General features: G+C 33.9%; 22 protein-coding genes and 1 riboswitch. Of the genes, 16 read left to right on the top strand and 6 right to left on the bottom strand.

The annotated features are described in order from the left end of the window. Nucleotide 1 precedes the first annotated feature (1 nt). The gene (locus ABI657_RS09890) at nt 2–787 is read left to right on the top strand and encodes a hypothetical protein (RefSeq protein ID WP_348097091.1); all 786 of its coding nucleotides are present in this window, start codon (nt 2–4) and stop codon (nt 785–787) included. On the opposite strand, the gene ABI657_RS09885 is transcribed toward ABI657_RS09890, so the two are convergent. The 4 genes from ABI657_RS09885 to ABI657_RS09870 form a co-directional block, all read right to left on the bottom strand. Next, nucleotides 784–1,560, bottom strand: coding sequence for an ABC transporter ATP-binding protein (locus ABI657_RS09885; protein WP_348097090.1), 777 nt, complete (start codon nt 1,558–1,560; stop codon nt 784–786). The genes ABI657_RS09890 and ABI657_RS09885 overlap by 4 nt on opposite strands. A gap of 101 nt (nt 1,561–1,661) precedes the next feature. Then, nucleotides 1,662–2,075, bottom strand: coding sequence for a GxxExxY protein (locus ABI657_RS09880; protein WP_348097089.1), 414 nt, complete (start codon nt 2,073–2,075; stop codon nt 1,662–1,664). Between the two features lie 73 nt (nt 2,076–2,148). Continuing rightward, entirely contained in the window at nt 2,149–3,117 is a 969-nt protein-coding gene (locus ABI657_RS09875; RefSeq protein WP_348097112.1) for an iron ABC transporter permease, read from the bottom strand. Nucleotides 3,118–3,178: 61 nt separating this feature from the next. Next, nucleotides 3,179–4,321 carry an ABC transporter substrate-binding protein gene (locus tag ABI657_RS09870; protein ID WP_348097088.1) on the bottom strand — a complete coding sequence of 381 codons (1,143 nt, stop codon included), beginning with the start codon at nt 4,319–4,321 and terminating at the stop codon, nt 3,179–3,181. A 95-nt stretch (nt 4,322–4,416) separates the two neighbouring features. Here ABI657_RS09870 and ABI657_RS09865 point away from each other — a divergent pair, with 95 nt between their 5' ends. The 9 genes from ABI657_RS09865 to ABI657_RS09825 all read left to right on the top strand — a co-directional run bounded on the left by ABI657_RS09865 (nt 4,417) and on the right by ABI657_RS09825 (nt 13,386). Continuing rightward, the gene (locus ABI657_RS09865) at nt 4,417–4,794 is read left to right on the top strand and encodes a DUF5522 domain-containing protein (RefSeq protein WP_348097087.1); all 378 of its coding nucleotides are present in this window, start codon (nt 4,417–4,419) and stop codon (nt 4,792–4,794) included. 137 nt (nt 4,795–4,931) lie between these two features. Continuing rightward, complete coding sequence (gene cobU, locus ABI657_RS09860; protein WP_348097086.1) at nt 4,932–5,441, top strand: bifunctional adenosylcobinamide kinase/adenosylcobinamide-phosphate guanylyltransferase; 510 nt, start codon at nt 4,932–4,934, stop codon at nt 5,439–5,441. Between the two features lie 5 nt (nt 5,442–5,446). Continuing rightward, entirely contained in the window at nt 5,447–7,126 is a 1,680-nt protein-coding gene (gene cobT / locus ABI657_RS09855; protein ID WP_348097085.1) for a nicotinate-nucleotide--dimethylbenzimidazole phosphoribosyltransferase, read from the top strand. Between the two features lie 177 nt (nt 7,127–7,303). Further along, nucleotides 7,304–7,726: an IS200/IS605 family transposase gene (gene tnpA, locus ABI657_RS09850; protein ID WP_348097084.1), complete on the top strand. Its 423-nt coding sequence runs from the start codon at nt 7,304–7,306 to the stop codon at nt 7,724–7,726. Between the two features lie 109 nt (nt 7,727–7,835). Further along, nucleotides 7,836–8,633, top strand: a complete 798-nt coding sequence (locus ABI657_RS09845; RefSeq protein WP_348097083.1) for an adenosylcobinamide-GDP ribazoletransferase — start codon at nt 7,836–7,838, stop codon at nt 8,631–8,633. Beyond that, complete coding sequence (cobC, locus tag ABI657_RS09840) at nt 8,618–9,181, top strand: alpha-ribazole phosphatase (protein ID WP_348097082.1); 564 nt, start codon at nt 8,618–8,620, stop codon at nt 9,179–9,181. Before ABI657_RS09845 ends, cobC begins: the two co-directional genes overlap by 16 nt. Nucleotides 9,182–9,220: 39 nt before the next feature. Beyond that, a riboswitch (cobalamin riboswitch) is annotated at nt 9,221–9,453 on the top strand. Nucleotides 9,454–9,479: 26 nt separating this feature from the next. Then, complete coding sequence (locus ABI657_RS09835; protein ID WP_348097081.1) at nt 9,480–11,315, top strand: TonB-dependent receptor; 1,836 nt, start codon at nt 9,480–9,482, stop codon at nt 11,313–11,315. A 3-nt stretch (nt 11,316–11,318) separates the two neighbouring features. Next, a complete protein-coding gene (locus ABI657_RS09830; RefSeq protein WP_348097080.1) occupies nt 11,319–12,350 on the top strand; it encodes a DUF5074 domain-containing protein in 1,032 nt (343 codons plus the stop codon). A gap of 52 nt (nt 12,351–12,402) precedes the next feature. Next, nucleotides 12,403–13,386: a T9SS type A sorting domain-containing protein gene (locus tag ABI657_RS09825; protein WP_348097079.1), complete on the top strand. Its 984-nt coding sequence runs from the start codon at nt 12,403–12,405 to the stop codon at nt 13,384–13,386. Between the two features lie 75 nt (nt 13,387–13,461). Here the strand turns inward: ABI657_RS09825 and ABI657_RS09820 are convergent, their stop codons facing one another. Beyond that, nucleotides 13,462–14,934 carry a S41 family peptidase gene (locus ABI657_RS09820; protein WP_348097078.1) on the bottom strand — a complete coding sequence of 491 codons (1,473 nt, stop codon included), beginning with the start codon at nt 14,932–14,934 and terminating at the stop codon, nt 13,462–13,464. 239 nt (nt 14,935–15,173) lie between these two features. On the opposite strand from ABI657_RS09820, the gene ABI657_RS09815 reads away from it, so the two are divergent. From ABI657_RS09815 to ABI657_RS09790, 6 genes are all read left to right on the top strand, one after another. Then, nucleotides 15,174–15,683: a sigma-70 family RNA polymerase sigma factor gene (locus ABI657_RS09815; protein ID WP_348097077.1), complete on the top strand. Its 510-nt coding sequence runs from the start codon at nt 15,174–15,176 to the stop codon at nt 15,681–15,683. After that, nucleotides 15,670–16,155 carry a hypothetical protein gene (locus ABI657_RS09810; RefSeq protein WP_348097076.1) on the top strand — a complete coding sequence of 162 codons (486 nt, stop codon included), beginning with the start codon at nt 15,670–15,672 and terminating at the stop codon, nt 16,153–16,155. The genes ABI657_RS09815 and ABI657_RS09810 overlap by 14 nt, the downstream gene beginning before the upstream one ends. A gap of 12 nt (nt 16,156–16,167) precedes the next feature. Next, nucleotides 16,168–16,743 (top strand): DUF4252 domain-containing protein, encoded by a 576-nt coding sequence (locus tag ABI657_RS09805; RefSeq protein ID WP_348097075.1) that lies wholly within the window; start codon nt 16,168–16,170, stop codon nt 16,741–16,743. A 1-nt stretch (nt 16,744) separates the two neighbouring features. Continuing rightward, on the top strand, nt 16,745–17,281 hold the full coding sequence (locus ABI657_RS09800) for a DUF4252 domain-containing protein (protein ID WP_348097074.1): 537 nt from the start codon (nt 16,745–16,747) through the stop codon (nt 17,279–17,281). A gap of 156 nt (nt 17,282–17,437) precedes the next feature. Next, nucleotides 17,438–17,836, top strand: a complete 399-nt coding sequence (yiaA, locus tag ABI657_RS09795; protein WP_348097073.1) for an inner membrane protein YiaA — start codon at nt 17,438–17,440, stop codon at nt 17,834–17,836. A gap of 191 nt (nt 17,837–18,027) precedes the next feature. Beyond that, nucleotides 18,028–19,512 carry a glycosyl hydrolase gene (locus ABI657_RS09790; RefSeq protein WP_348097072.1) on the top strand — a complete coding sequence of 495 codons (1,485 nt, stop codon included), beginning with the start codon at nt 18,028–18,030 and terminating at the stop codon, nt 19,510–19,512. An 89-nt stretch (nt 19,513–19,601) separates the two neighbouring features. On the opposite strand, the gene carB is transcribed toward ABI657_RS09790, so the two are convergent. Next, complete coding sequence (gene carB / locus ABI657_RS09785) at nt 19,602–22,424, bottom strand: carbamoyl-phosphate synthase large subunit (protein ID WP_348097071.1); 2,823 nt, start codon at nt 22,422–22,424, stop codon at nt 19,602–19,604. Nucleotides 22,425–22,426: the final 2 nt, after the last annotated feature.

The raw sequence follows: 22,426 nt of genomic DNA, 5'->3' as shown, positions 1-22,426 counted from the left end.
TATGGATAAGATTGTTACCGTTAATGAAGCTTTAAAAAAAGGTAGAGCAAAACTAGTTCTCTTGCCGACGATGATCATTGTAGGAACTATAAGTTTAGGCCTTTTGTTATTTTATCTGGAAATAATTACCGGATGGATTATTCCCATAACTTTCATTGTTGGTTTTTTATCTGGCTGGCTAGTGTGGAGCTATTACGTAAATAAATGGAAAATTTGGGCTTTTGAAAATGTACGGAATGTACATGAGTTAAAGCAAAAGGCAATAGACGAGAAACTAATTTGGCAAAGTGGAAGCTGGTTTGAAAAAAGTGAGTTCAAAAGTGAAGAGCAAAAATCAAAACTAAAATTATTAGAAGGAAAATTTCGTGAAAAGGATATCTTCACAGATGACAATACCGTACCTGAGGAAACAATTATTTACTATTCAACTATTACATTAATAACTAAATTGTCAATTTATCTTTCCTCTCTTTCTGCTATAACTTATTATTTTTTCGAAAGTATTTGGATGATAATAATCTCCTCAGCTATAGGCTTTTATCTAATCTATGATCTAACTAAAAAATTACGAGATGAAAAGCCTCAAATTATAATAAACACCAAAGGTATTCAATTGAAAAATAAAAAGTTAGTTTACTGGAATAAAGTACGTAATGATAGCATTTCAGGCAATTATCTAGTATTTAATAATGAGGAAATCGATGTCGAGGATTTTAATATAAAAAATCATGAACTGGAAAATGCACTTCATGTTTACAGAGTACGCTTTGAAAAAAACAATTCTTAAGTTACTATAAACTTCCCTTTTTCAGCATCAAAAACAATATTTTCATCCTTGAACAAAGTTGCAAAACTTCCTTTTGAAATTAAATTACAAGGTTCATCCTGCACTACCATTTCTGGTGTCATGATAATCATTTCATCGCTCAACTGAATCGCCAAATCGATATCGTGTGTCGAAAATAAAATACATTTTTGGGTTTCCTGAGTTAGTTTTTTCAGCAATTTAAACAAGGAAACTTTGTGCAATAAATCAAGATGTGTTGTGGGTTCATCTAAAATGATAAGTGGCGTATCTTGTGCCAATGCTCTTGCTATTAAAACCTTTTGTAATTGTCCATCGCTGATTTCGAAATGTCTTTTTGAAGCTAAATGTTCGATTTGTGTCAGTTGCATCGCTTCCTGAACTTTTTCGATATCGGCTTGGGATAAAGTTCCTATCCAGTTGGTGTAAGGCTGACGGCCCAAAGCGATTAATTCAAATACGGAAAGGTTGCTTGACGGGAGTTTTTCGGTTAAAACCAAACTTAGATTTTGCGCTAAATCTAAAGGTTTGTAGGTGTTTATATTTTTATCATTCAGAAAAACATTTCCAGATAAAGGCTGCTGAATTCCGGTAATGGTTCTCAGTAAAGTAGATTTCCCAATTCCGTTGGCACCAATTAGAGAGATTAGTTTTCCTGAAGTCAGATTCAAATTTAGATCTTGTGCAATAGTCACAGCTGTTTTACCGGACTTATAACCAATACTTAAATCTGTTGTTGTTAGGATATTTTTCATTTTTATACAGATACTTTTTTTTCTAACACATAGAAACATAGATACTATTTTAACTTAAAAGTTTAGTTTAGATTTACTTGTAAAATTCACATAGTCTTGACTTATAAGTTAGGTAATAATTTGAAATATTCGTTTACAAATGTTCTTTGCCCTTCTTTGAAGATATTAAAACAGTTGAAATTAATTATGATCCCTTTCGGAGCTTTTAATAGTTTCATATAAGTTAAAAGTTGAGCCTGGTGTATTGAATTGATTTCAGAAACGGTCTTCAACTCAACTACCAAGCAATTTTCAACAAATAGATCACATCGTAAATCTGCAGTCAATTCTTTATCTTTATAAAGTATTGGAACTTTCATCTCTGTGAAAAAATTTAATTTTCTTTGTGAAAGCTCTTCTTTCAAACATTGATGATAAACATTTTCTAACAATCCTCTTCCTATTATTTTATGGACTTCTATTGAGGCCCCAACAACTTCATACGTTAAGTCATTCAAATACTTTTGAGTAATCATTAATTATCTAATTGAAATAAAAACTATGTTTCTATGTGTTTAAAAAACTAATATAATAAATATTTGTAAGTTATTACGTAAAATTTCTTTTTCTTACCAATAACCAAATCACAACCGGAGCACCAATTATTGACGTAATCGCGTTTATGGGAAGCGTAATATCAAAGCCCGGCATTTGAGAAACTACATCGCAAAACAACATTATGATAGCGCCATAAAACAAGGTACTCCAAAACAAAACAGCATGATTACTGGTATGAAAAGTCAGTTTTGCAATATGCGGAACTGCTAATCCTATAAAAGCAATCGGACCTGCGAAAGCTGTAATACTTCCTGCCAGAATGCTGGTGGCAAAAATGATGATCAGTCTGGCTTTGTTGTAATTCATTCCCATACTTTTTGCATAATTTTCTCCCAAAAGCAAGGCGTTTAAAGGTTTGATGCTGGTAGCACTTAAAGCTAAACCCAAACAAACGCAAACTGCTAAAACACAAATAGATTTCCAGGAAAGATTTCCGAGATTTCCCAATGACCAAAAAGTAAATTTCTGAAGCTGTTCGGCAGTACTGAAATAGGTTAAAACGCTCACAATTGCCGTGGTAAAACTTCCAAACATCAATCCGACAATCAGGATTGCCATTGTATCCCGTAATTTTTGTGAAACTACTAAAACCAATAGCAAAACAAGTGTACTTCCAAAAGTAGAAGCCAAAACGATTCCGTAGGATGACAAGGCAATAATTTGTAGAAAAGGCGGTAAAAAACCTGCTCCCAAAATTACAAACGCCACTCCTAAACTTGCTCCGGAACTTAATCCCAAAACATAAGGCCCTGCAAGTGGATTCCGGAATAAAGTCTGCATCAGCAAACCGCTTATTGATAATCCGGTTCCCACTAAAACTGCTGTAATAGCTTTGGGTAAACGGTAGTTGATAATGATATATTCCCAAGTTGATTTAGTGGCCTGACCTCCGGTTAGACTTGTATATACCTCTTTAAACGGAATAGTGACAGAACCTAAACTAATGCTGGTAAAAAACATTAAAATAAGTCCCAAACCAAGGAGAATAAATAAAATCGTATTGCGCTTTTTGTCTGCCAATTTAATTCAGTTTTGAAGCAAAAGTAAACTCATAGCTTGGCAATAGATCCGGATGAAAAATCTTGATATAATCTTTTAGAACCAAATCGGGGCGGCTTGGAGATGTTTCATAATAAATGGTTCCTCCGGTTGCACCTAATTTTCCTTCGAACGTGTAAATGGTTTTATTTTTAAAAGCATCAAACTCGCTGTAATGTGGATTCATTTTTGCGAATTCATTCAATGATTTTACTGATCCTGTTGCAATCCAAAAATGGGCAGATTTGGCTTTGTCGAGTATTTTTTCGAAAGACAATCCCTGGCTTCCTGATCCTTCCAGGCTGGCCCATAAATAATTGGCCTGTGCATCTTTCATAAATTGTGCCACCCAGCTATTTCCTTTGGCGACGTACCAGACATCTTCGTACATGGAACCATATAAAACGGTTGAAATTGCCGGTTTTTCAGCTACTAATTTTTTCGCCTGATTGTAACTTGTCACGATTTTATCAAACAATTCTTTTGCTTTCTCTTCTTTGCCAAATAAGGCTCCGTAAAGTTTAACCCATTCGGCTTTTCCTAGTGGAGACTGCTCCATCCAATCGGCTTGTATCAAAACATTCAAACCGCTTTTTTTCAAATTGTCGAGCATTGGATTGTTGTTGTCCACCCCAAAAGTTACAATTAGATCCGGTGATAATTCTATTAATTGTTCTATGTTTAATTTTTCGTTCTGACCCACATTTTTCACTGAACCTTTGTCAATTAATGCTCTGGTTTTCTCTGATGAAATATAATCGGTATGTGGAAAACCTGTCAGTTTATTTTCGACATCGAGCATTTCAAGAAACGGAATATTAGTTGTGGAAGTTACTACAACCGATTCCAAAGGAACTTTGATTACTGTATATTCGTGTAAACTATCCGGAACTTTTGCGTCTTTCTCTGTTAAAATATAAGTAAAATTTTTATTGGCGTTCGGCCACGGATTTGAAACTGTTACTACAGAATATCCTTCGTGTTTTACAATAGAAAGTCCTGAAGCATATTCGATATAATTTTTTGCAATTTTGATTTCTGTAACTGCTTCAGTTTCATTTTTTTTACATCCGGTAAGAATAAAAAATGATATAAAGAATACTGATTTTGATAAAGAAATTTTCATATTTCATGTTTTGGGTAAGAACAAAGGTAGCGCAATTTCTAAATTTCCTGTTTATTTTTAATCGTAAAAAATTCAACAAACTGTATCTTTACATCATGAATGCAATAAAAACAAAGATCTGTTCGGGATGCCAATCCGCTTTTCGATGTGGTGATATTTCTGCTGAAGAGAAATGTTGGTGCAATGATTTCCCTCCCATTTTCGATCTTTCTGAAGAATCAGATTGTCTTTGTCCCAATTGTTTTAAGGAAGCCTGCGAAGATAAAATTGAGGCTTATATTGAGACAATTACACCTGAAACAGCTCTTGCAAATAAAGCAATATCATTGCCCAAAAAAGAAAAACTAATTGAAGGAATTGATTATTATATTGAAAATGGCAATTACGTTTTTAAAGCCTGGTTCCATTTGAAAAGAGGAAGTTGTTGCGGAAACAGTTGTCGTCATTGCCCTTATCAATTTAAAATTTACTAATAAACTAAATAACTGGTATACCGAATTGCGTTAGGGATAGCAGTGGAAAGCCCACAGCAAAATGAAATGGAATGGAATTTTGCGAGGACTTGAAACGAATAGCCCGACCGTAGGGAACGCCCAAATAATACTAAAAAATGATTTACTTAATTACCGGCGGTGAACGGTCCGGAAAAAGCAGTTATGCACAAAATTTAGCTTTACAACTTTCACAAACACCAATTTATGTCGCTACGGCAAGAAAATGGGACGATGATTTTCAGAACAGAATCGATCGCCATCAGCAGGAACGGGACGAAAGATGGACGAATATGGAGAAAGAAAAACAGTTGAGTGAAATTGATTTTTCAGGAAAAGTTGCCTTGATTGATTGCGTAACGCTTTGGCTGACGAATTTTTTTGTGGATACCAAAAATGACGTAACTTTAAGTTTGGAAGAGGCTAAAAAAGAATTTCTTTTGATGGCTGCCCAGGAAAATGCCACCCTGATAATTGTAACCAACGAAATTGGAATGGGCGTTCATGCAGAAACGCATATCGGCAGAAAATTTACCGAACTGCAAGGCTGGATGAATCAGTTTCTGGCTTCGAAAGCTGATGAAGTGGTTTTGATGGTTTCTGGAATTCCGGTTAAGATAAAAGGTTAATTGCTATGAGTTATTTAGATGATATTTTAAAATCGCGTCGTGATACCCGACACTTTACAACTGACGAAGTTCCGGACGATGTGATTCAGAAAGCTTTGCAGGCCGGACATTGGGCACCTTCTGTTGGTTTGACAGATGCTACGCGGTATTTTATCATCAAGTCGGCTGAAGTAAAAAGTGCAATTAAGGATTTATTTTTGGATTATAATAAAAAAGCAGAAGAACTGACGGATAATCCAGAGCAAAAAGAACATTATAAATCACTGAAACTGGAAGCAATTGAAGAAGCACCAATTGGACTTATTATTGCCTACGACAGATCAGTTCTCAACCAGTTTACGATTGGAACCGTTGGAAGTAATGAAGCGGTAAAATTCAGTTCGGTTTGTGCGGCACAAAATATCTGGCTTTCGCTAACAGAACAAGGTTACGGAATGGGATGGGTTTCTATTTTGAATTATTATCAATTTAAAAAAATACTCAATTTACCTGATAACATTGAACCTTTGGGCTATTTCTGTATTGGAAAACCCGCTACGAATTACGACAACCAACCGATGCTGCAGCAATTAAGCTGGAAGCAAAAATCAGAAACTCCGAATTGTACCGAAATTAAAAATATTGCGGAAAGTTATGTTGCTGAATTCAATTTAAAGGTAAAAACTGAAGCTAAGAATTCAACAAATTTCAATCAGCTTTTACAAGAAAAAATAGATTCTAAAACGAAACCTGTTGGTGCTTTGGGAACTTTGGAAACTTTGGCTTTTCAGTTAGGAACGGTTTTTGAAACTTTGGAACCAAAAATTACAAAACCAAACATTGTTGTTTTTGCAGCAGATCACGGTATTGCAAATCATGGCGTTAGTGCTTATCCGCAAGATGTTACGCGTCAAATGGTAGGCAATTTTTTGGAAGGCGGTGCTGCAATAAATGTTTTTTGCAAGCAGCATAATATCGAATTATCTATTGTAGATTCAGGAGTCAATTATGATTTTCCTACGAATACTAAATTGATTAATGCAAAAATCGCAAAGGGAACGCAATCCTTTTTGAATGCTCCGGCAATGAGTGAAACCGAATTGCATTTGTGTTTTGAAAAAGGAAAGTCAATTGTTGAAGCTATTGGAAAAACAGATTCCAACTGTATTGGTTTTGGTGAAATGGGAATTGGAAATACGTCTACAGCTTCGGTTTTGATGAGTCTTTTGACTGGATTTTCTATTGAAGAATGCGTTGGAAAAGGAACCGGAGTTGATGACGAAAAACTGATTCAGAAACAAAACCTGCTCAAAAAAGCGATTGAAAATTATTCCGGTCCTACCGAATTAATGCATCAACTTGCCTATTTTGGAGGTTTTGAAATTATACAAATAGCAGGCGGAATATTAACGGCTTTAGAAAATAAAATGATTATTCTGGTTGATGGTTTTATTTGCAGTGTGGCGTTTTTGATTGCTTCAAAAATAAATCCCGACATTCATAAAAATGCCGTTTTTTGCCATTGCTCAGCCGAAAAAGCACATCAAAAATTATTAGATTATTTACAGGCAAAACCAATTTTAAATTTAGATTTGCGTCTTGGCGAAGGAACCGGCTGTGCTGTAGCCTTTCCTATTTTAAAATCAGCAGAAGCTTTTTTGAATGAAATGGCGAGTTTTGAGAGTGCTAAGGTGAGTCGGAAATAGTTGTGAGCCGCGACTTTATTGGCAGCAACAGTTTGAATAGCCTCCTGCTTTAGGAAATTATTTAGATATCAAAAGGCTTTAGCCAAACTTTTACTTTTGGCACATTCCATAAAACTCAAACCTGAATTAAAAACAGAATTAAATTTTCAGAAATACATTTAATCAAAACTTTGACTCATGTCACTAATTAAAGTTTACATTCATTTTGTTTGGAGCACTAAAAATAGAGTTCCCTATTTGAACACATCAGAATTGCGTCAGAAAGTTTGGAATCATATTAAAGGAAACGCTAAAGAAAAAGGAATTTTTATTGATTTTATAAATGGATATTCAGATCACTGCCATTGCCTTGTTTCATTAGGAGTAGATCAAAGTATCCAGAAAATCATGCAATTAATTAAAGGTGAATCTTCATTTTGGATTAATAAAAATCAGCTGACCAAAGAAAAGTTTGAGTGGCAGGATGAATATTTTGCATTTTCTGTTTCAGAATCTATAATTGATAAGGTAAGAGATTATATTAAAAATCAGGAAGAGCATCATAAAAGAAAAACTTTTCAAGAAGATGAAATCTTTACGAAATTTGGACTCAACAAATAGAATTCGGCTAAAGCTTTTTCCATATATCTTACATTATCCTCCAGCTAAAGCAGGAGGCTATTCAAATAAAGATCTTTCAATCTTAATCAAAATAAAAACAAATCTTTCAATGAAAAAAGAACTACATATTTTCTTTACCTGCTTAATGTTTTATACCCGAATTCCCTGTCCAAAAAAAATTGATCATAATCCGGATTATTTAAACAAAGCAACACGCTATTTCCCTTTAATCGGCTGGATTGTTGGCAGTATTTCATTTTTAGTTTTTTATATTTCTTCGCTTTTTCTATCAATTGAAACCGCTGTTATCCTCTCATTTATTGCTTCAGTACTAACCACCGGAGCTTTTCATGAGGATGGCTTTGCAGATGTCTGCGATGGTTTTGGCGGTGGCTGGACCAAAGAAAAAATTCTGACAATCATGAAAGACAGTGCTATTGGAGCGTATGGAGCTATTGGTCTGGTTTTGCTTTTTTTATTGAAATTCAAATTGCTTTCAGAATCAATTTCACTTTATCAAATCAATACTACAATTGGCCTTTCTCAAATTTATCTATTGTTTGTTTCAGCTCATGCTTTGAGCCGTTTGGTAGCGATTTCTATTATTTTCACACATGAATATTCGCGTGATGACGCTTCAAGCAAAAGTAAGCCTATTGCAAAAAAACATAGTTGGAAAGAAGTTTTCGGTTCATTTTTCTTTGGACTGCTTCCGTTATTTGTGCTCTCGTATTTTCAATATAAAATTCTGCTTGTCCTACTTCCCATTTTCCTGACACGTTATTTTTTAGCACGTTATTTTCAGAAATGGATTGATGGCTATACAGGAGATTGTTTAGGTGCAACGCAACAAGTTTGTGAAGTTATTTTTTATTTAAGCCTTCTTTTTTTATGGAAATTTATTTAGTCCGTCATACGGAAACCATCTGCGAAAAAGGAATTTGTTACGGACAATCTGATGTGGATTTGGCTGAACCTTTTGAAAATACTTTTGAAAATATACTGTCGCAATTACCTAATGAAGCAATCATTTTTTCGAGCCCATTGAAACGATGCGTTACTTTGGCAAAATACATTCAAAACAAAATCAAGACCATTTCTTATCACGAAGATACCCGATTAATGGAAATGAATTTTGGCGATTGGGAAATGAAAAACTGGAATGACATTCCACCTGAACAACTTAATCCATGGATGGAAGATTTTGTAAATATTGGTGTTTCCAATGGAGAATCTTTTGTTGAATTACACAAAAGAACCGAGCGTTTTTTATCAGAGCAAATTTCAAAAAAAACAGATCAACCAATTGTTATTGTTGCTCATGCCGGTAGCATTAGAAGTTTTTTATGTCATCATACTTCATTGCCTTTAAAAGATGCTTTTCAGAATAAAGTTGATTTTGGGCAAGTCATTAAAATAGATTTTAAGCCTTGTTTTGTTTCGAAATTATTTTAAAAAGTAAAACAAATTTGAAATTTACATTTTTTTAACTTTATCTTTGCACCCAATTAAGGTTGTGTTTTGAATTTAAAAACACATTAAAAGGGAATCAAGTGACTGATTTTAAACATTTTAAAATTAAAAATCTTGAGCTGTACCCGCAACTGTAAGCTTAGTTCTTTTTAAGAATGCTTGTTGTTATCTACAAAACCACTGTCACGCTGCGTGATGGGAAGGTAAACAACAAGACGCAAGCCAGGAGACCTGCCTTTATAACAAATATCGAACTCTCGGGAAAAAGAGTGTAGAAATTATGACTTTAAAAAAACGTTTCGCTTTTTGCCTGCTTCTTTTGTGCCAGATTATTTTGGCGCAGCATGACTCTGTTACCAAATTAAAAGAAGTTGTAGTTTCTGACACTAATCTTAAAAATTTTTCCAATACACAATCTGTACAAAGGTTAAGCGATTCTCTTATAAATAAAAACCAGGCTTCCCTTACATCACTTTTAAATTACAATACTGTAATTTATTTTAAGGAAAATGGCTTAGGCATGACCTCTTCACCTTCTTTTAGAGGAACTACGTCACAACAGACAGTTGTTGTCTGGAATGGAATTAATATCAACTCCCAGCTTTTGGGCCAAACGGATTTTAATACTATTTCTACAAGAAGTTTCAATTCTATTGATGTAAAAGCTGGTGGCGGAAGCGTTGTTTACGGAAGTGGTGCAATTGGAGGAACGATTCATCTTAACAATGAGTTGAAATTTACCGATACCTTCAAAAATGACCTGCAAATTAATTATGGTGATTTTAATACCTTAAGTGCTATTTATGGAATTACTGCTGCTACAAAAAAAATAAGTTTAGACGTTAGTTTTACACGAAACAGCTCTGATAACGATTTTAAATTTGTTGGTCAGGAAGGCAGAAATACAAACGGCCAATATTATAATAATGTTCTTGATGTGGCTTTTGGATATAAAATAAACACTACAAACAGCATCAAACTTTACAGCCAGGTTTATGATGGGGAACGTCACTTTTCATTAACATCACCTAACGCAACCAAAACAAAATATCAGGATTATAACACCCGTAATTTATTAACCTGGACAAGTTCCTTTAGCAAATTTAATTCTAATTTGAAACTGGCTTACATAACGGAACATTACAACTATTTTGAAGACATCAAAAGAGATGGATTTACTTCAGGCGGTGTCAAAAGTTTTATTGGAAAATACGATATTGATTATGAATTATCATCAAAAATAAAAGTCAGTACTATTTTAGATTATACGAAAAATAGTGGAATTGGTTCAGGAATTGGAAAAAGCAGTCGTGAAATTGGCGGAGTAAGTGTTTTATTTAAACACATGCTGACAGAAAAATGGAATTATGAAATTAGTGGGCGAAAAGAAATATCGGATGTTTACAAAAGCCCTATACTTTTTTCTGTTGGATCCCGCTATAACTTTTCAGATTTTTATCAGTTTAAACTAAATTTATCCAGAAACTACAGAGTTCCAACTTTCAATGATTTATATTGGGAAGGCAGTGGAAATCCTGATTTAAGGCCCGAAAGCTCCTATCAGGCAGAAATAGGTAACCAGTTTAAATATAAAAACTTACGATTAAGTATTACCGGATATGCGATGAAAATTAAAGATATGATTCGCTGGCTGCCTAACAATAGTGGAAATTGGTCACCCGTAAATACCGACAAAGTATCAATTTATGGAGCCGAAGCTCTTTTGGGATGGCAAAAAAATGTAAACAAACATACTTTTGATTTTAGCGGAACGTATGCTTACACTGTTTCTTTGGATGATACTACTAATAAACAGCTATTTTATGTTCCTTATCACAAACTTACAGGATCATTATCCTATTATTATAAAAAATTGTCTGCCTACTATCAAATAATGTATACAGGAGAAATCTTTACCACTTCTGATAATAACCCAAAATACATTCTGGATGCCTATAATGTTTCGAATGTCGGAATAGATTATAATTTCAGCAAAAAGAAAATCTGTAAAATAGGCTTCAAAGTAGCCAATCTTTGGAACGAAAAATATGAAGCTTTGCCCAGCCGTTTTATGCCAGGGCGAAATTTATCTATTTATTTAAACCTTAATTATTAAAACATGAAATTAAAAAATCTTTATTTAGGAATTATTGCAACTGCCTTTTTATTTACTTCTTGCAGCAGCGATGATAATACAGAAAATGATATTCCGTTAGGAGCATATGACAATGGTGTATTAATTTTAAACGAAGGGAATTTTGGAACGCCAAATGCTTCAGTATCTTATATTTCGAATGATTTAGAGACTTTCCAAAACAACATATTTACTGTTGTAAACCCTGCAAAAGTATTAGGAGATGTAGCACAATCATTAAGTTTTAGTGATGATAAAGCATATATTGTAGTAAACAATTCTAACGAAGTAGAGGTTGTTAACAGATATACTTTTGCAAGCCTTGGAACCATTACTGAGAAACTTGAAAACCCTCGTTACAGTGTAGTTTTGAACAATAAACTATATGTAACAAATGCTATCTCTGAAGCAGTGACAGTTTATGATGCTACAACGTATGCTTATATAGCTTCGATTCCGGTAAACAAAACAATTGAGAAAATTGTGGTGGCAAATAATAAACTTTACGTTATGAACGCTGCTTATGGTTACGGAAATGAAGTAACGGTAATCAATCCTTCAAACAATACTATTTCTAAAACTCTTATTCTGGAAGACGGTGTAAATTCTATTGAAGAAAAAGATGGAAGTGTTTATGTATTATGCGGAAACGACACTCAAAGTAAACTATATAAAATTAATACAACAACTGACAATTCAACATCTCTGGAATCTACTACTTTAAAAGGGGCATCAAATATGGATATTGATGGAAGTAAAATTTATTACACTCAAGAAGGAGATGTCTATGCAATGGATCTGAATGCTGCAAGTTTTAGCACAACTCCCATATTTTCTACTACTTATGTACAATATTCTACTTTTTACGGGTTTGGAGTTATTGATGGAAAAATTTACTCCGGTAATGCAAACGGATTTACAAAAGACGGAATTGTAACTGTATATTCTTCAACAGGAACTGTTTTAAAAACAGTAAATGTAGGAATTGGACCAAACGGATTTTATTCAAACAATTAGAAAAACAAAATGCCCTTATAGTTTTTTATAAGGGCATTTAAAACTAATAAATATGATAAAAAAATTACTTTATAGTTTATTATTTACATCTTGTCTAATGACAGCACAATCCTACGCACCTGCTGCAGGACAAGTGGGTACTACCGCAATTCCTAAAAACAGCACCCTATTTGTAGAATGGGCAACTGGAATTACAGTAACAAGAGGCCTTCAGGACATCTCTAAACCAAATGGTCCCTATGCAAATGTTGGCGACAATAATAGCGCCATTGGCGGCTCAGGTACATCTGTAGTATCATTAGGAGATGGAGGCAGTGCTATTGCAACTTTTGCTGCACCAATTGTAAACGGATCCGGATATGATTTTGCCGTTTTTGAAAATGGATTTCTAACTGGTGGTCCCGGATTTGCGTTTTTAGAGTTAGCTTTTGTGGAAGTAAGTTCAGATGGAGTTAATTTTTTCAGATTTCCATCTCACAGTGAAACACAAACAGCTACACAGGTTGGCTCCTTTGCCGGAATTGACTGCCGTTACATTAATAATCTGGCTGGAAAATATATTAGTGGTTACGGAACTCCTTTTGATGTTTCAGATATTCCGGACAATTTACTGCTGGATAAAGACAATATTACCCATATAAAAATAATTGATGTTGTTGGAACAATTAATTCCCTTTACGCTACATATGACAGTAAAGGAAACATCATAAATGAACCGTATGCAACAGCATTTGGCTCAGGAGGATTTGACTTGAACGCTATTGGTGTAATTAATCAAAAAACAATGTTAGGCAATAACGATTTTGAAGAAAATTCAATAAGCCTATACCCAAATCCTGCATCAGATATTGTTTATATAAATAATAATGAACAAGAAAGTAGCATTACAATTTATAATATCACTGGTCAGATCGTTAAAAAACTATCTAATGGCTATCATAAGGAAATTGCGGTTTCTGATTTAAAAGCCGGAACTTATTTATTTGAAGTAAGTATTCAGGAAAGAAAAACTATTAAAAAAATAGTCATAAAATAATTCTTAGAGAATTAGTTTTTGTTTTTGGACTTTTGTTAAAAAGGCTTTCATTTCTGAAAGCCTTTTTTTAATATATTATTTTAATGCTTTTAAAAGCCCTTCGGGAACTTTATCAACATACATTTGGTTTCTTATACCTCCCATTGCCTTCGAGTCTATGAAAGTTGGTAATGATTGTGCTCTGTTCTGTTGTATTCTTTTTGCCGTTGCCCCGGTAATTTGAGAAATAGCTTTATTTAGCAAAGGTTCAGACTGATCTCCAAGAACACCCATAGTAGAAACATATTCAAGTTGCTGATATGTAGGTTCCAAACCATCAGTATAATCACCAAAATCAGATGCGTTTACTATTTTTAAAACTAAAGGCTGCATCGCATACTTATGGCTTGGATTAACATCTTTCTTATTAAATGTTTCCGAATCATATAAAGTGATTGAACCAACATTTTTCCCCACAGTTTTATCACCTATCTGCACTACAGTAACATAAGGCTTCAATCCGTTAATAACCAATTCACTTGCTGAAGCAGTACCATCAGTAGTTAAAATATATACTTTAGTCAAATTCAGACTATTGATAGGAGTTGCATTAATTTTATCCGTAAACCTATTATTAAGCAATTCTGAATCCTCACTTGCAAAATAGGCATTAATTTTATCATTCCATTTTTGCTTAGAAAAAATCTGGTCTTTAAATTGTCCCGTAATCATACTCGCCAAATAAGTCGCAGTCTGTACTGAGCCACCTCCGTTATATCGCAAATCTAAAACTAAATCGGTAACTCCTTCTGATTTCAATTGTGCAAAAGCAGCATTTAGCTGTAAATCATAATTAGCATAAAATCCATTGTACATCAGATATCCAATCTTATAACCTCCTGAAGTAATTACCTTATTGATGTAAACAGGGTTTTCATCTAAAATTGTTTTAGTCAATGAAACCGATTTTCCGTTGGGAGTTATTGTATTATTACTTAGATCAGCCATATTTAAGGTGTAGCTGTCTAAACTTAATAAACTTTGATAATTGGAGATTGTAAGTTTGGTTCCGTTAATTCCAGTGAAAAGGTCACCCCTCTTAATGCTTTTTGATGAAGCATCTGAATTTGGTAAAATGTAACGCACATACCCTACCAAATCATCTGAATTTTGAGAAACCCTACTCAGCCTGAAATCAATACCATCACTTTTTGAAGTACCCTGAAGCTCTTGTTCTAAAACGGTGTAGTCATCAACTATCCAGCTAAAACGGTCAATTGCACCTCCGTTAGGAAATTTACTATCCGGTTTATTTAATAAATCTTCAAATAAATCTTCTGGCTTTGAATATCCTGCTAAAAAAGAATTCAAAGCTTCCTGATTTGCAAAACGGTTATCAGCTAAATTCGGAACATCGGCCTGCCATAAATAATACTGATTTAGTCCTTTCCAAATAAAATCATTCACTTGTAAATCAGCCGGAGTATCAACATCATCCTGATCATCACAAGATTGCAAACTGAATATTGCTAAAAATAAAAGGATAAGACTTTTTAATATTGTTTTCATAAAATTGGTTTTCAATAAAGTATTAACGTAAAAATAGTACCTTTAGTTTTAACTGTAATAAATTTACGGTTTTTTTTACAACATTTTTTTAATGTGAATGTAACAAAAATAAAACTACTTCGTCTTGACTATATAAGTTAACAAACCAAACCTGGAATATGCAATGAATCCGACTGTAAATTAGTCGTAAAATCAAAATATTTTAATGCATCTGACTATAATAAAAAAAATAACCAGACATGAATCAAATTGCATTTATAGAATTAATTAATCCTTTTAAAGACAAAGTTTTTCGTCTGGCAAAACGATTACTTACCAGTACTGAAGAAGCCGAAGATGCAACTCAGGAAGTAATGGTAAAGTTATGGAACAAAAAAGACAACTTAGATACCTATAATAATATTGAAGCTGTTGCAATGACAATGACCAAAAATTATTGTCTGGACCAGTTAAAATCAAAACGGGCCGGTAACCTTAAAATAGTACATAACAATTATACCGATCGTGAACCGCAATTAGATAAAAAACTGGAAGACTCTGATAGTTTAGAATGGGTTGGAAAAATAATGAGCCAGTTGCCTGAACAGCAACAAATATTAATTCAGTTACGAGATGTTGAACAATACGAATTTGATGAAATTGCAAAAATTGTCAATATGAATGAAACTGCTATTCGTGTGGCACTTTCGAGAGCGAGAAAAAAAATAAGAGAATCAATGATTAATACACATCAATATGGAATTAGATAAAATAGAAATAATATTAGAAAAATACTTTCAGGGAGAAAGCACTATTGCCGAAGAAAAAGAATTAAAAGACTATTTTTCCTCACCAAATGTTGCGCAGCATTTACAGCAATACCAACCACTTTTTGGTTATTTCTCTCAGGTAAAAGAACAAAAATCGACGCAGGTACCCGAGAGCCTGGTCCGAACAGACAAAGCAATTCCACTACAAACTAAAAAACGAAATGTAGCGTGGTTATCAATTGCAGCTTCTGTTGTTGTTTTACTGGGAATTGGAACCTATTATGTAAGCGAAAAAAATACACCGCCGGTTGTAGCGCAAACAGAATTAGGAACTTATGATGATCCTGAAGAAGCTTTAGCCGCAACGCAAAAAGCTTTGGCATTATTATCAAACAAAGTCAATGTAGGTATCGAAAGTGTACAATACATTAAAGAATACGAACAATCAAAAAACAAAATTTTCAAACAATAAACAAATAAAAAAATGAAATCAACGATTCAGGAATACAGAAAAAACAATAAAAAAAGCATGACTAAAAATTTCATCATAACAATAGTTTTAGCTTTTTTTACCCATGCTTTTTATGCCCAAAATGCATTTGATAAATTTGATGGTCAGGATGACGTAACCTCAGTAATTGTCAACAAAAAAATGTTTGACATAATGAGTAAAGTAAAAGTAGACCCGTCTGATAAGGAGACACAACAATATATGGCTTTAATAAAAAAACTGGATAACTTGAGAGTATTTACTACAAAAAATGCTAAGATAGAAGCGGACATGAAGCTTTCTGCAGATAAATACATTAAATCAGCAAACCTTGAAGAGCTGATGCGTATTAATGATAGTGGCAAAAATGTAAAAATTTATGTAAAATCGGCTGTCAACGATACTAAAATAAAGGAGTTATTCATGTTTATTGATGGTGCAAAAAATGAAGATACTGTATTGTTGTCTTTAATCGGCAATTTTGATTTAAATGAAATATCAGTACTGACTGACAAAATGAAACTGCCAGGCGGCACAGATTTAAAGAAAGCCTCAAAAAGCAAAAAATAAGATGAAAGCATATTTTTTTACCTCAGCCATTTTAGGACTATTAACTTTGATAAGTTGTAATTCTGAACCATCACTACAAAAATATTTTGTAGAAAATACAGACAACAAGAATTTCATTGCACTTGATGTATCACCCAATATTTTAAATATTGACAAGACAAAATTATCTGCAGAACAAACTGAAGCTTTGAATTCTTTTGATAAAATGAATATTTTGGCATTCAAGGCTAATGATAAAAATCAGGCACAATTTGAAACAGAGAGAGCAAAAGTAAAAGCAATTTTAAAAAATCCAAAATACCAGGAATTAATGAAGGTTGGTTCCGGTAAAGATGGCGCTTCTGTAAGTTTTGTTGGTACTGATGAGAACATCGAGGAATTCATAATTTTTGCTAACAGAAAAGAAAATGGTTTTGCTGTAGTGCGTGTTTTAGGAAAAGATATGAATCCAAATAACATCATGACACTGATGTCAGTTTTGAAACAATCCAATATAGACTTAGAGCAGTTAAAGCTTTTGCAGGAATTTGTTAAATAATAACTGCCATATTAAATAAAAACAGCTCCACTATGGAGCTTTTTTTATTTAAAATATTTGAAAGATTTTACCTTGCAAAACCTGTTCTATTTATAATAATGTGAACTGAATTTAATTATATTTGTTGTCTAACCAAAAAAAGATTACTAAATAATTATGGTACAAAAAACATCAAATGCTTTTATAGCAGCATCATGGGTAGCTCTTGGAGCAGGAACAATAGGATTTATAGTTGGACTTGCAAGAGCGGAAATGCTGTTAAATGAAAAAGGATATTATTTCACAGTATTAATGTTTGGATTATTTGCTGTAGTTTCATTGCAAAAAAGTGTAAGGGACAGACTTGAGAACCTTCCTGTAACAGATATGTATTATGGCATCTGTTGGTTTGGAACACTTTTATCCATTGTGTTATTGATTGTTGGATTATGGAATGCAACCATTTTACCAAGTGAAAAAGGCTTTTATGCTTTTGCTTTTTTACTAGCTTTATTTGGCGCTATTTCTGTACAAAAAAACACCCGGGATAATATGTCGTTCAATCAAAACGAATAATATACAATAAAAAAGGCTTCATAATGGAGCCTTTTTTCATAATAATTACAAAACAAATAATACTTTATCTAACTTTTGATAAAATTAAAGTCATATTAAAGTTGATGCATTTTTGATATGAAATTAAATAATAAACTAAAGTTACGTTGAAATATATTTGGAAATTAATTTAAAACCAAAAAACCTCTTTTATGTTAAAAAAGTTAGCTTTCGCTTCATTCTTGTTAGGAACAATATTTTTCGACAATAATTATGCGCAGGTAAGTCCAAAACGCGGAATAGCGTATGGATATCATACTGTAGCTGATTTGAATGCTTTAAGACCTGGGATTTCCTGGTGGTATAATTGGTCGCCAGTACCAGATTCACAAGTTGATTCTGATTATGCCACACTTGGTGTCGAGTTTGTTCCAATGGCCTGGGGTAAGATAAATAATCCTGATGCGTTTATTGCAACCATAAAACCAGGAGCCAAATACTTATTAGCTTTTAATGAACCTAACTTTAATGATGGTGCAAGATTAACACCTCAGGAAGCTGTAGATGCATGGCCAAATATTGAAAAAATAGCCGCAGCAAAAGGGTTAGAGATTGTCAGTGCTTCTCCTGCCTTTAATGGCCCTTCCAATTATGGCGGATACCAAAGTCCAATTGCATGGCATGATGAATTCTTTAGTCTTTGTCCAACCTGTAAAGTAGATTATATTGCATTTCACACTTATGATGCTACCTCGGGAGATATTGTTGGAGTAACATCATTATTAAAAAAATACAACATACCAATTTGGGTTACAGAATTTGCAAATAGAGTAGTACAATCGGCTACTGATAAAACCAATTTCATGAAGAATGTTGTAACTGCTTTTGAAAATGATCCTGATATTTACCGCTATTCCTGGTTTACCGGCAGAGTGCCTGCAAACTGGACTGATATGCTCGAAGGGCAGTTGCTTGGGGCCAATAGCGGAGAAATAAAACCCATAGGGACAGCGTACCTTAACGTGCCTTACACTACAAAAAAAATGAATGTACCAGGCAGAATCATTGCTAATAAGCATTACCGCCGTAAAGGAACAGCATTACAAAACACAACCGACGGAGGAACTACTCAAAATGTTTGCTTTGCTGATGCAGGAGATTGGAATGAATATATGATAAATGTATCTAAAGCGAGTTCTTATAAAATGACCTTTAGAGTAGCTTCCTTACTTGAAGGCAAATTTGATATTAGCGTAAATGGTGTTGTAATAAAAACAGACGAAACTTTTCCGGCAACAGGCGGGTTACAAACTTACACAGATAAAATTGTCACCGGAATTAATTTACCCCAAGGTGAAAATTATATCAAACTGCACTATAAATCAAAATTTAATTTTAATTATATTGATGTTTTAGATGAAGGTGTCCTTGGAATTAATGATATCATTTCTGAAGATAAGACAATGGTATTTTACCCAAATCCTTTCACAAACGAAACTTCAATAAAAATTAAAAGCGAAACTACTCAACAAATAAATATGAAAATAATTGATATGAAAGGTTCGGTTTGTTTCTCCGGAACTGATTTTTATACCAATCAGGCTATAACTATAGGAAATCAACTGAGTACAGGAATTTACACTGTAGTTGCCGTTTATGGAAATACAAAAAGAACATTTAAGGTAATAAAGAATTAAAACTTAAAAAGAAACAAATATAGATTGTCAAAATACATTTAATAAAAAAAGCTCCATAAATGGAGCTTTTTTTATATCAGGATTTGAGATTATTTACTCAAATACATTTTTCTTCTGGAGTACAATTCATAAAACTGATCATCTTTTAAGTCATCTATAAACAAAATGCTTTCTCCTGTTGATTTCATCTCCGGACCTAATGCTTTGTTTACATTTTGGAATTTACTGAAAGAGAAAACCGGCTGTTTGATCGCGTATCCTTTTAATTGCGGGTTAAAATCAAAATCTGTTACTTTATTGTGTCCTAACATTACTTTTGTAGCGTAGTTCACATAAGGTTCTCCGTATGCTTTTGCAATAAATGGCACTGTACGGGAAGCTCTGGGATTTGCTTCGATAATGTAAACGGTATCATCTTTAATCGCAAACTGAATGTTGATTAAACCAACTGTTTTTAAAGCTCTAGCAATTTTTTCAGTATGATCTTTTATCTGTTGCATGACGAATTCTCCCAAGTTAAAAGGAGGCAAAGTAGCATTACTATCTCCGGAGTGCACTCCGCAAGGTTCGATATGCTCCATAATTCCGATAATATAAACATTACCGTCAGCATCACAAATGGCATCTGCTTCCGCTTCTATTGCTCCTGCCAAATAATGATCTAATAATAATTTATTTCCTGGAATCGTTTTCAATAAATTAATAACGTGCTCTTCCAGTTCTTTTTTGTTGATTACAATTTTCATTCCCTGACCTCCTAATACATATGAAGGACGAATCAATAAAGGGAAGTCCAAAGTATCAGCAAGTGCAGAAGCTTCATCAGCCGTTTCTGCGATTCCGAATTGTGGAAAAGGAATATTTAATTCTGTCAATAATTCAGAGAAACGTCCTCTGTCTTCGGCTAAATCAAGCGCATCAAAACTCGTTCCGATAATTTTCACTCCATATTTAGACAATTTTTCAGCTAATTTCAAAGCAGTCTGGCCACCTAACTGAACAATAACGCCTTCCGGTTTTTCATGTTGGATAATGTCATAGATATGTTCCCAGAAAACAGGCTCGAAATATAATTTATCAGCCGTATCAAAATCAGTCGAAACGGTTTCAGGATTACAGTTGATCATAATGGTTTCGTAACCGCATTCTTTTGCAGCCAAAACTCCGTGTACACAAGAATAATCAAACTCAATTCCCTGACCAATTCTGTTTGGCCCTGAGCCTAAAACTATAATTTTCTTTTTATCCGTTACAATACTTTCGTTATCTACATAACGTTCGCCGTTTGCTTTTTCGATTTCAGCTTCGAAAGTAGAATAGTAATAAGGTGTTTGTGCTTTAAATTCAGCAGCACAAGTATCAACCAGTTTAAACACACGGTTAATATTCTGTTCCATACGCAAAGTATGCACTTCACTTTCAAGACAATTCACCATGTGAGCAATCTGTCTGTCGGCAAACCCTTTTTGTTTGGCTTCAAGCAAAAGTTCTTTAGGAAGATTAGATACTTTATAGTTTGAAATTTCTTTTTCTAAAGTATAAAGTTCCTCATATTGTTTTAAGAACCACATATCGATTTTTGTGATTTCATGAATACGGCTCAATGGGATTCCCATTGCAATCGCATCATAAATTACAAAAACACGATCCCAGCTTGCAAAAGTCAGTTTCTCGATAATTTGTTCGTAGTTCGTATATCCTTTTCCGTCAGCACCTAAGCCGTTTCTTTTGATTTCTAATGATTGAGTCGCTTTGTGTAGTGCTTCCTGGAACGAACGTCCAATTCCCATTACCTCACCAACCGATTTCATCTGAAGCCCTAAAGTCCTGTCAGCTCCTTCAAATTTATCAAAGTTCCAACGTGGTATTTTTACAATTACATAATCCAAAGTAGGCTCAAATAAAGCCGAAGTAGATTTTGTAATTTGGTTTTGCAGCTCATCTAAATTGTACCCTAAAGCCAGTTTAGAAGCAATTTTAGCAATTGGATATCCTGTTGCTTTAGATGCCAAAGCAGAAGAACGGGACACACGAGGATTAATTTCGATAGCTACAATATCTTCTTTTTCGTCTGGCGAAACTGCGAATTGTACGTTACAACCTCCTGCAAAATTTCCGATGCTACGCATCATTAAGATCGCATAATCACGTAATTTCTGGAAAGTGGTATCTGATAAAGTCATCGCCGGCGCAACGGTAATCGAATCTCCGGTATGAATTCCCATTGGATCCATATTTTCGATCGAACAGATAATCACAACATTATCATTTTTATCTCTCAAAAGTTCCAATTCATATTCTTTCCAGCCTATTAAAGCTTTGTCGATCAAAACTTCATGAATAGGTGACATTTCTAATCCGTAGGTTAGTTTTTCGTCAAAATCTTCTTTATTATGTACAAACGCTGCTCCAGTTCCTCCTAATGTAAATGAAGGACGAATAACTAATGGAAACCCGAATTCCTGTGCAATTTCTTTTCCTTCAAGAAAGGAAGTAGCTGTTTTAGCTGGTGCAGTAGGAACATTTATTTTTTGAAGCAATTGTTTAAACTGCTCTCTGTCTTCCGTAATATTGATGGCATTTACATCAACTCCAATCATTTTTACTCCAAAATCCTCCCAGATTCCTTTTTCATCCGCTTCCAGACACAAATTCAAAGCCGTCTGTCCTCCCATCGTTGGCAAAACAGCATCAATTTGTGGATGCGCTTTAAGAATTTCAATGATCGATTTAGTCGTTAAAGGTTTCAGATAAATATGATCGGCCATACTAGGATCGGTCATAATTGTCGCTGGATTAGAGTTGATCAGGATAACTTCAATTCCTTCTTCACGGATAGAACGTGCAGATTGAGATCCTGCATAATCAAATTCACAAGCTTGACCAATAACGATAGGTCCTGAACCTATTATTA

Source organism: Flavobacterium sp. (assembly GCF_039930565.1).
Lineage (GTDB): Bacteria > Bacteroidota > Bacteroidia > Flavobacteriales > Flavobacteriaceae > Flavobacterium.
Note: the sequence above shows the minus strand (reverse complement) of the source record. Positions and strands in the feature narration are given on the sequence as shown.

Excerpts from the sequence above, each read along its gene's own strand:
- ABI657_RS09815 (WP_348097077.1), top strand. The coding sequence starts at position 15,174 with ATGAATCAAATTGCATTTATAGAATTAATTAATCCTTTTAAAGACAAA.
- ABI657_RS09865 (WP_348097087.1), top strand. The coding sequence starts at position 4,417 with ATGAATGCAATAAAAACAAAGATCTGTTCGGGATGCCAATCCGCTTTT.
- cobT (WP_348097085.1), top strand. The coding sequence starts at position 5,447 with ATGAGTTATTTAGATGATATTTTAAAATCGCGTCGTGATACCCGACAC.
- ABI657_RS09885 (WP_348097090.1), bottom strand. The coding sequence starts at position 1,560 with ATGAAAAATATCCTAACAACAACAGATTTAAGTATTGGTTATAAGTCC.
- ABI657_RS09880 (WP_348097089.1), bottom strand. The coding sequence starts at position 2,075 with ATGATTACTCAAAAGTATTTGAATGACTTAACGTATGAAGTTGTTGGG.
- yiaA (WP_348097073.1), top strand. The coding sequence starts at position 17,438 with ATGGTACAAAAAACATCAAATGCTTTTATAGCAGCATCATGGGTAGCT.
- ABI657_RS09870 (WP_348097088.1), bottom strand. The coding sequence starts at position 4,321 with ATGAAAATTTCTTTATCAAAATCAGTATTCTTTATATCATTTTTTATT.
- ABI657_RS09810 (WP_348097076.1), top strand. The coding sequence starts at position 15,670 with ATGGAATTAGATAAAATAGAAATAATATTAGAAAAATACTTTCAGGGA.
- cobU (WP_348097086.1), top strand. The coding sequence starts at position 4,932 with ATGATTTACTTAATTACCGGCGGTGAACGGTCCGGAAAAAGCAGTTAT.
- ABI657_RS09835 (WP_348097081.1), top strand. The coding sequence starts at position 9,480 with ATGACTTTAAAAAAACGTTTCGCTTTTTGCCTGCTTCTTTTGTGCCAG.
- ABI657_RS09845 (WP_348097083.1), top strand. The coding sequence starts at position 7,836 with ATGAAAAAAGAACTACATATTTTCTTTACCTGCTTAATGTTTTATACC.
- tnpA (WP_348097084.1), top strand. The coding sequence starts at position 7,304 with ATGTCACTAATTAAAGTTTACATTCATTTTGTTTGGAGCACTAAAAAT.
- ABI657_RS09800 (WP_348097074.1), top strand. The coding sequence starts at position 16,745 with ATGAAAGCATATTTTTTTACCTCAGCCATTTTAGGACTATTAACTTTG.
- ABI657_RS09825 (WP_348097079.1), top strand. The coding sequence starts at position 12,403 with ATGATAAAAAAATTACTTTATAGTTTATTATTTACATCTTGTCTAATG.
- ABI657_RS09790 (WP_348097072.1), top strand. The coding sequence starts at position 18,028 with ATGTTAAAAAAGTTAGCTTTCGCTTCATTCTTGTTAGGAACAATATTT.
- ABI657_RS09875 (WP_348097112.1), bottom strand. The coding sequence starts at position 3,117 with ATGTTTTTTACCAGCATTAGTTTAGGTTCTGTCACTATTCCGTTTAAA.
- ABI657_RS09820 (WP_348097078.1), bottom strand. The coding sequence starts at position 14,934 with ATGAAAACAATATTAAAAAGTCTTATCCTTTTATTTTTAGCAATATTC.
- cobC (WP_348097082.1), top strand. The coding sequence starts at position 8,618 with ATGGAAATTTATTTAGTCCGTCATACGGAAACCATCTGCGAAAAAGGA.
- ABI657_RS09805 (WP_348097075.1), top strand. The coding sequence starts at position 16,168 with ATGAAATCAACGATTCAGGAATACAGAAAAAACAATAAAAAAAGCATG.
- ABI657_RS09830 (WP_348097080.1), top strand. The coding sequence starts at position 11,319 with ATGAAATTAAAAAATCTTTATTTAGGAATTATTGCAACTGCCTTTTTA.
- ABI657_RS09890 (WP_348097091.1), top strand. The coding sequence starts at position 2 with ATGGATAAGATTGTTACCGTTAATGAAGCTTTAAAAAAAGGTAGAGCA.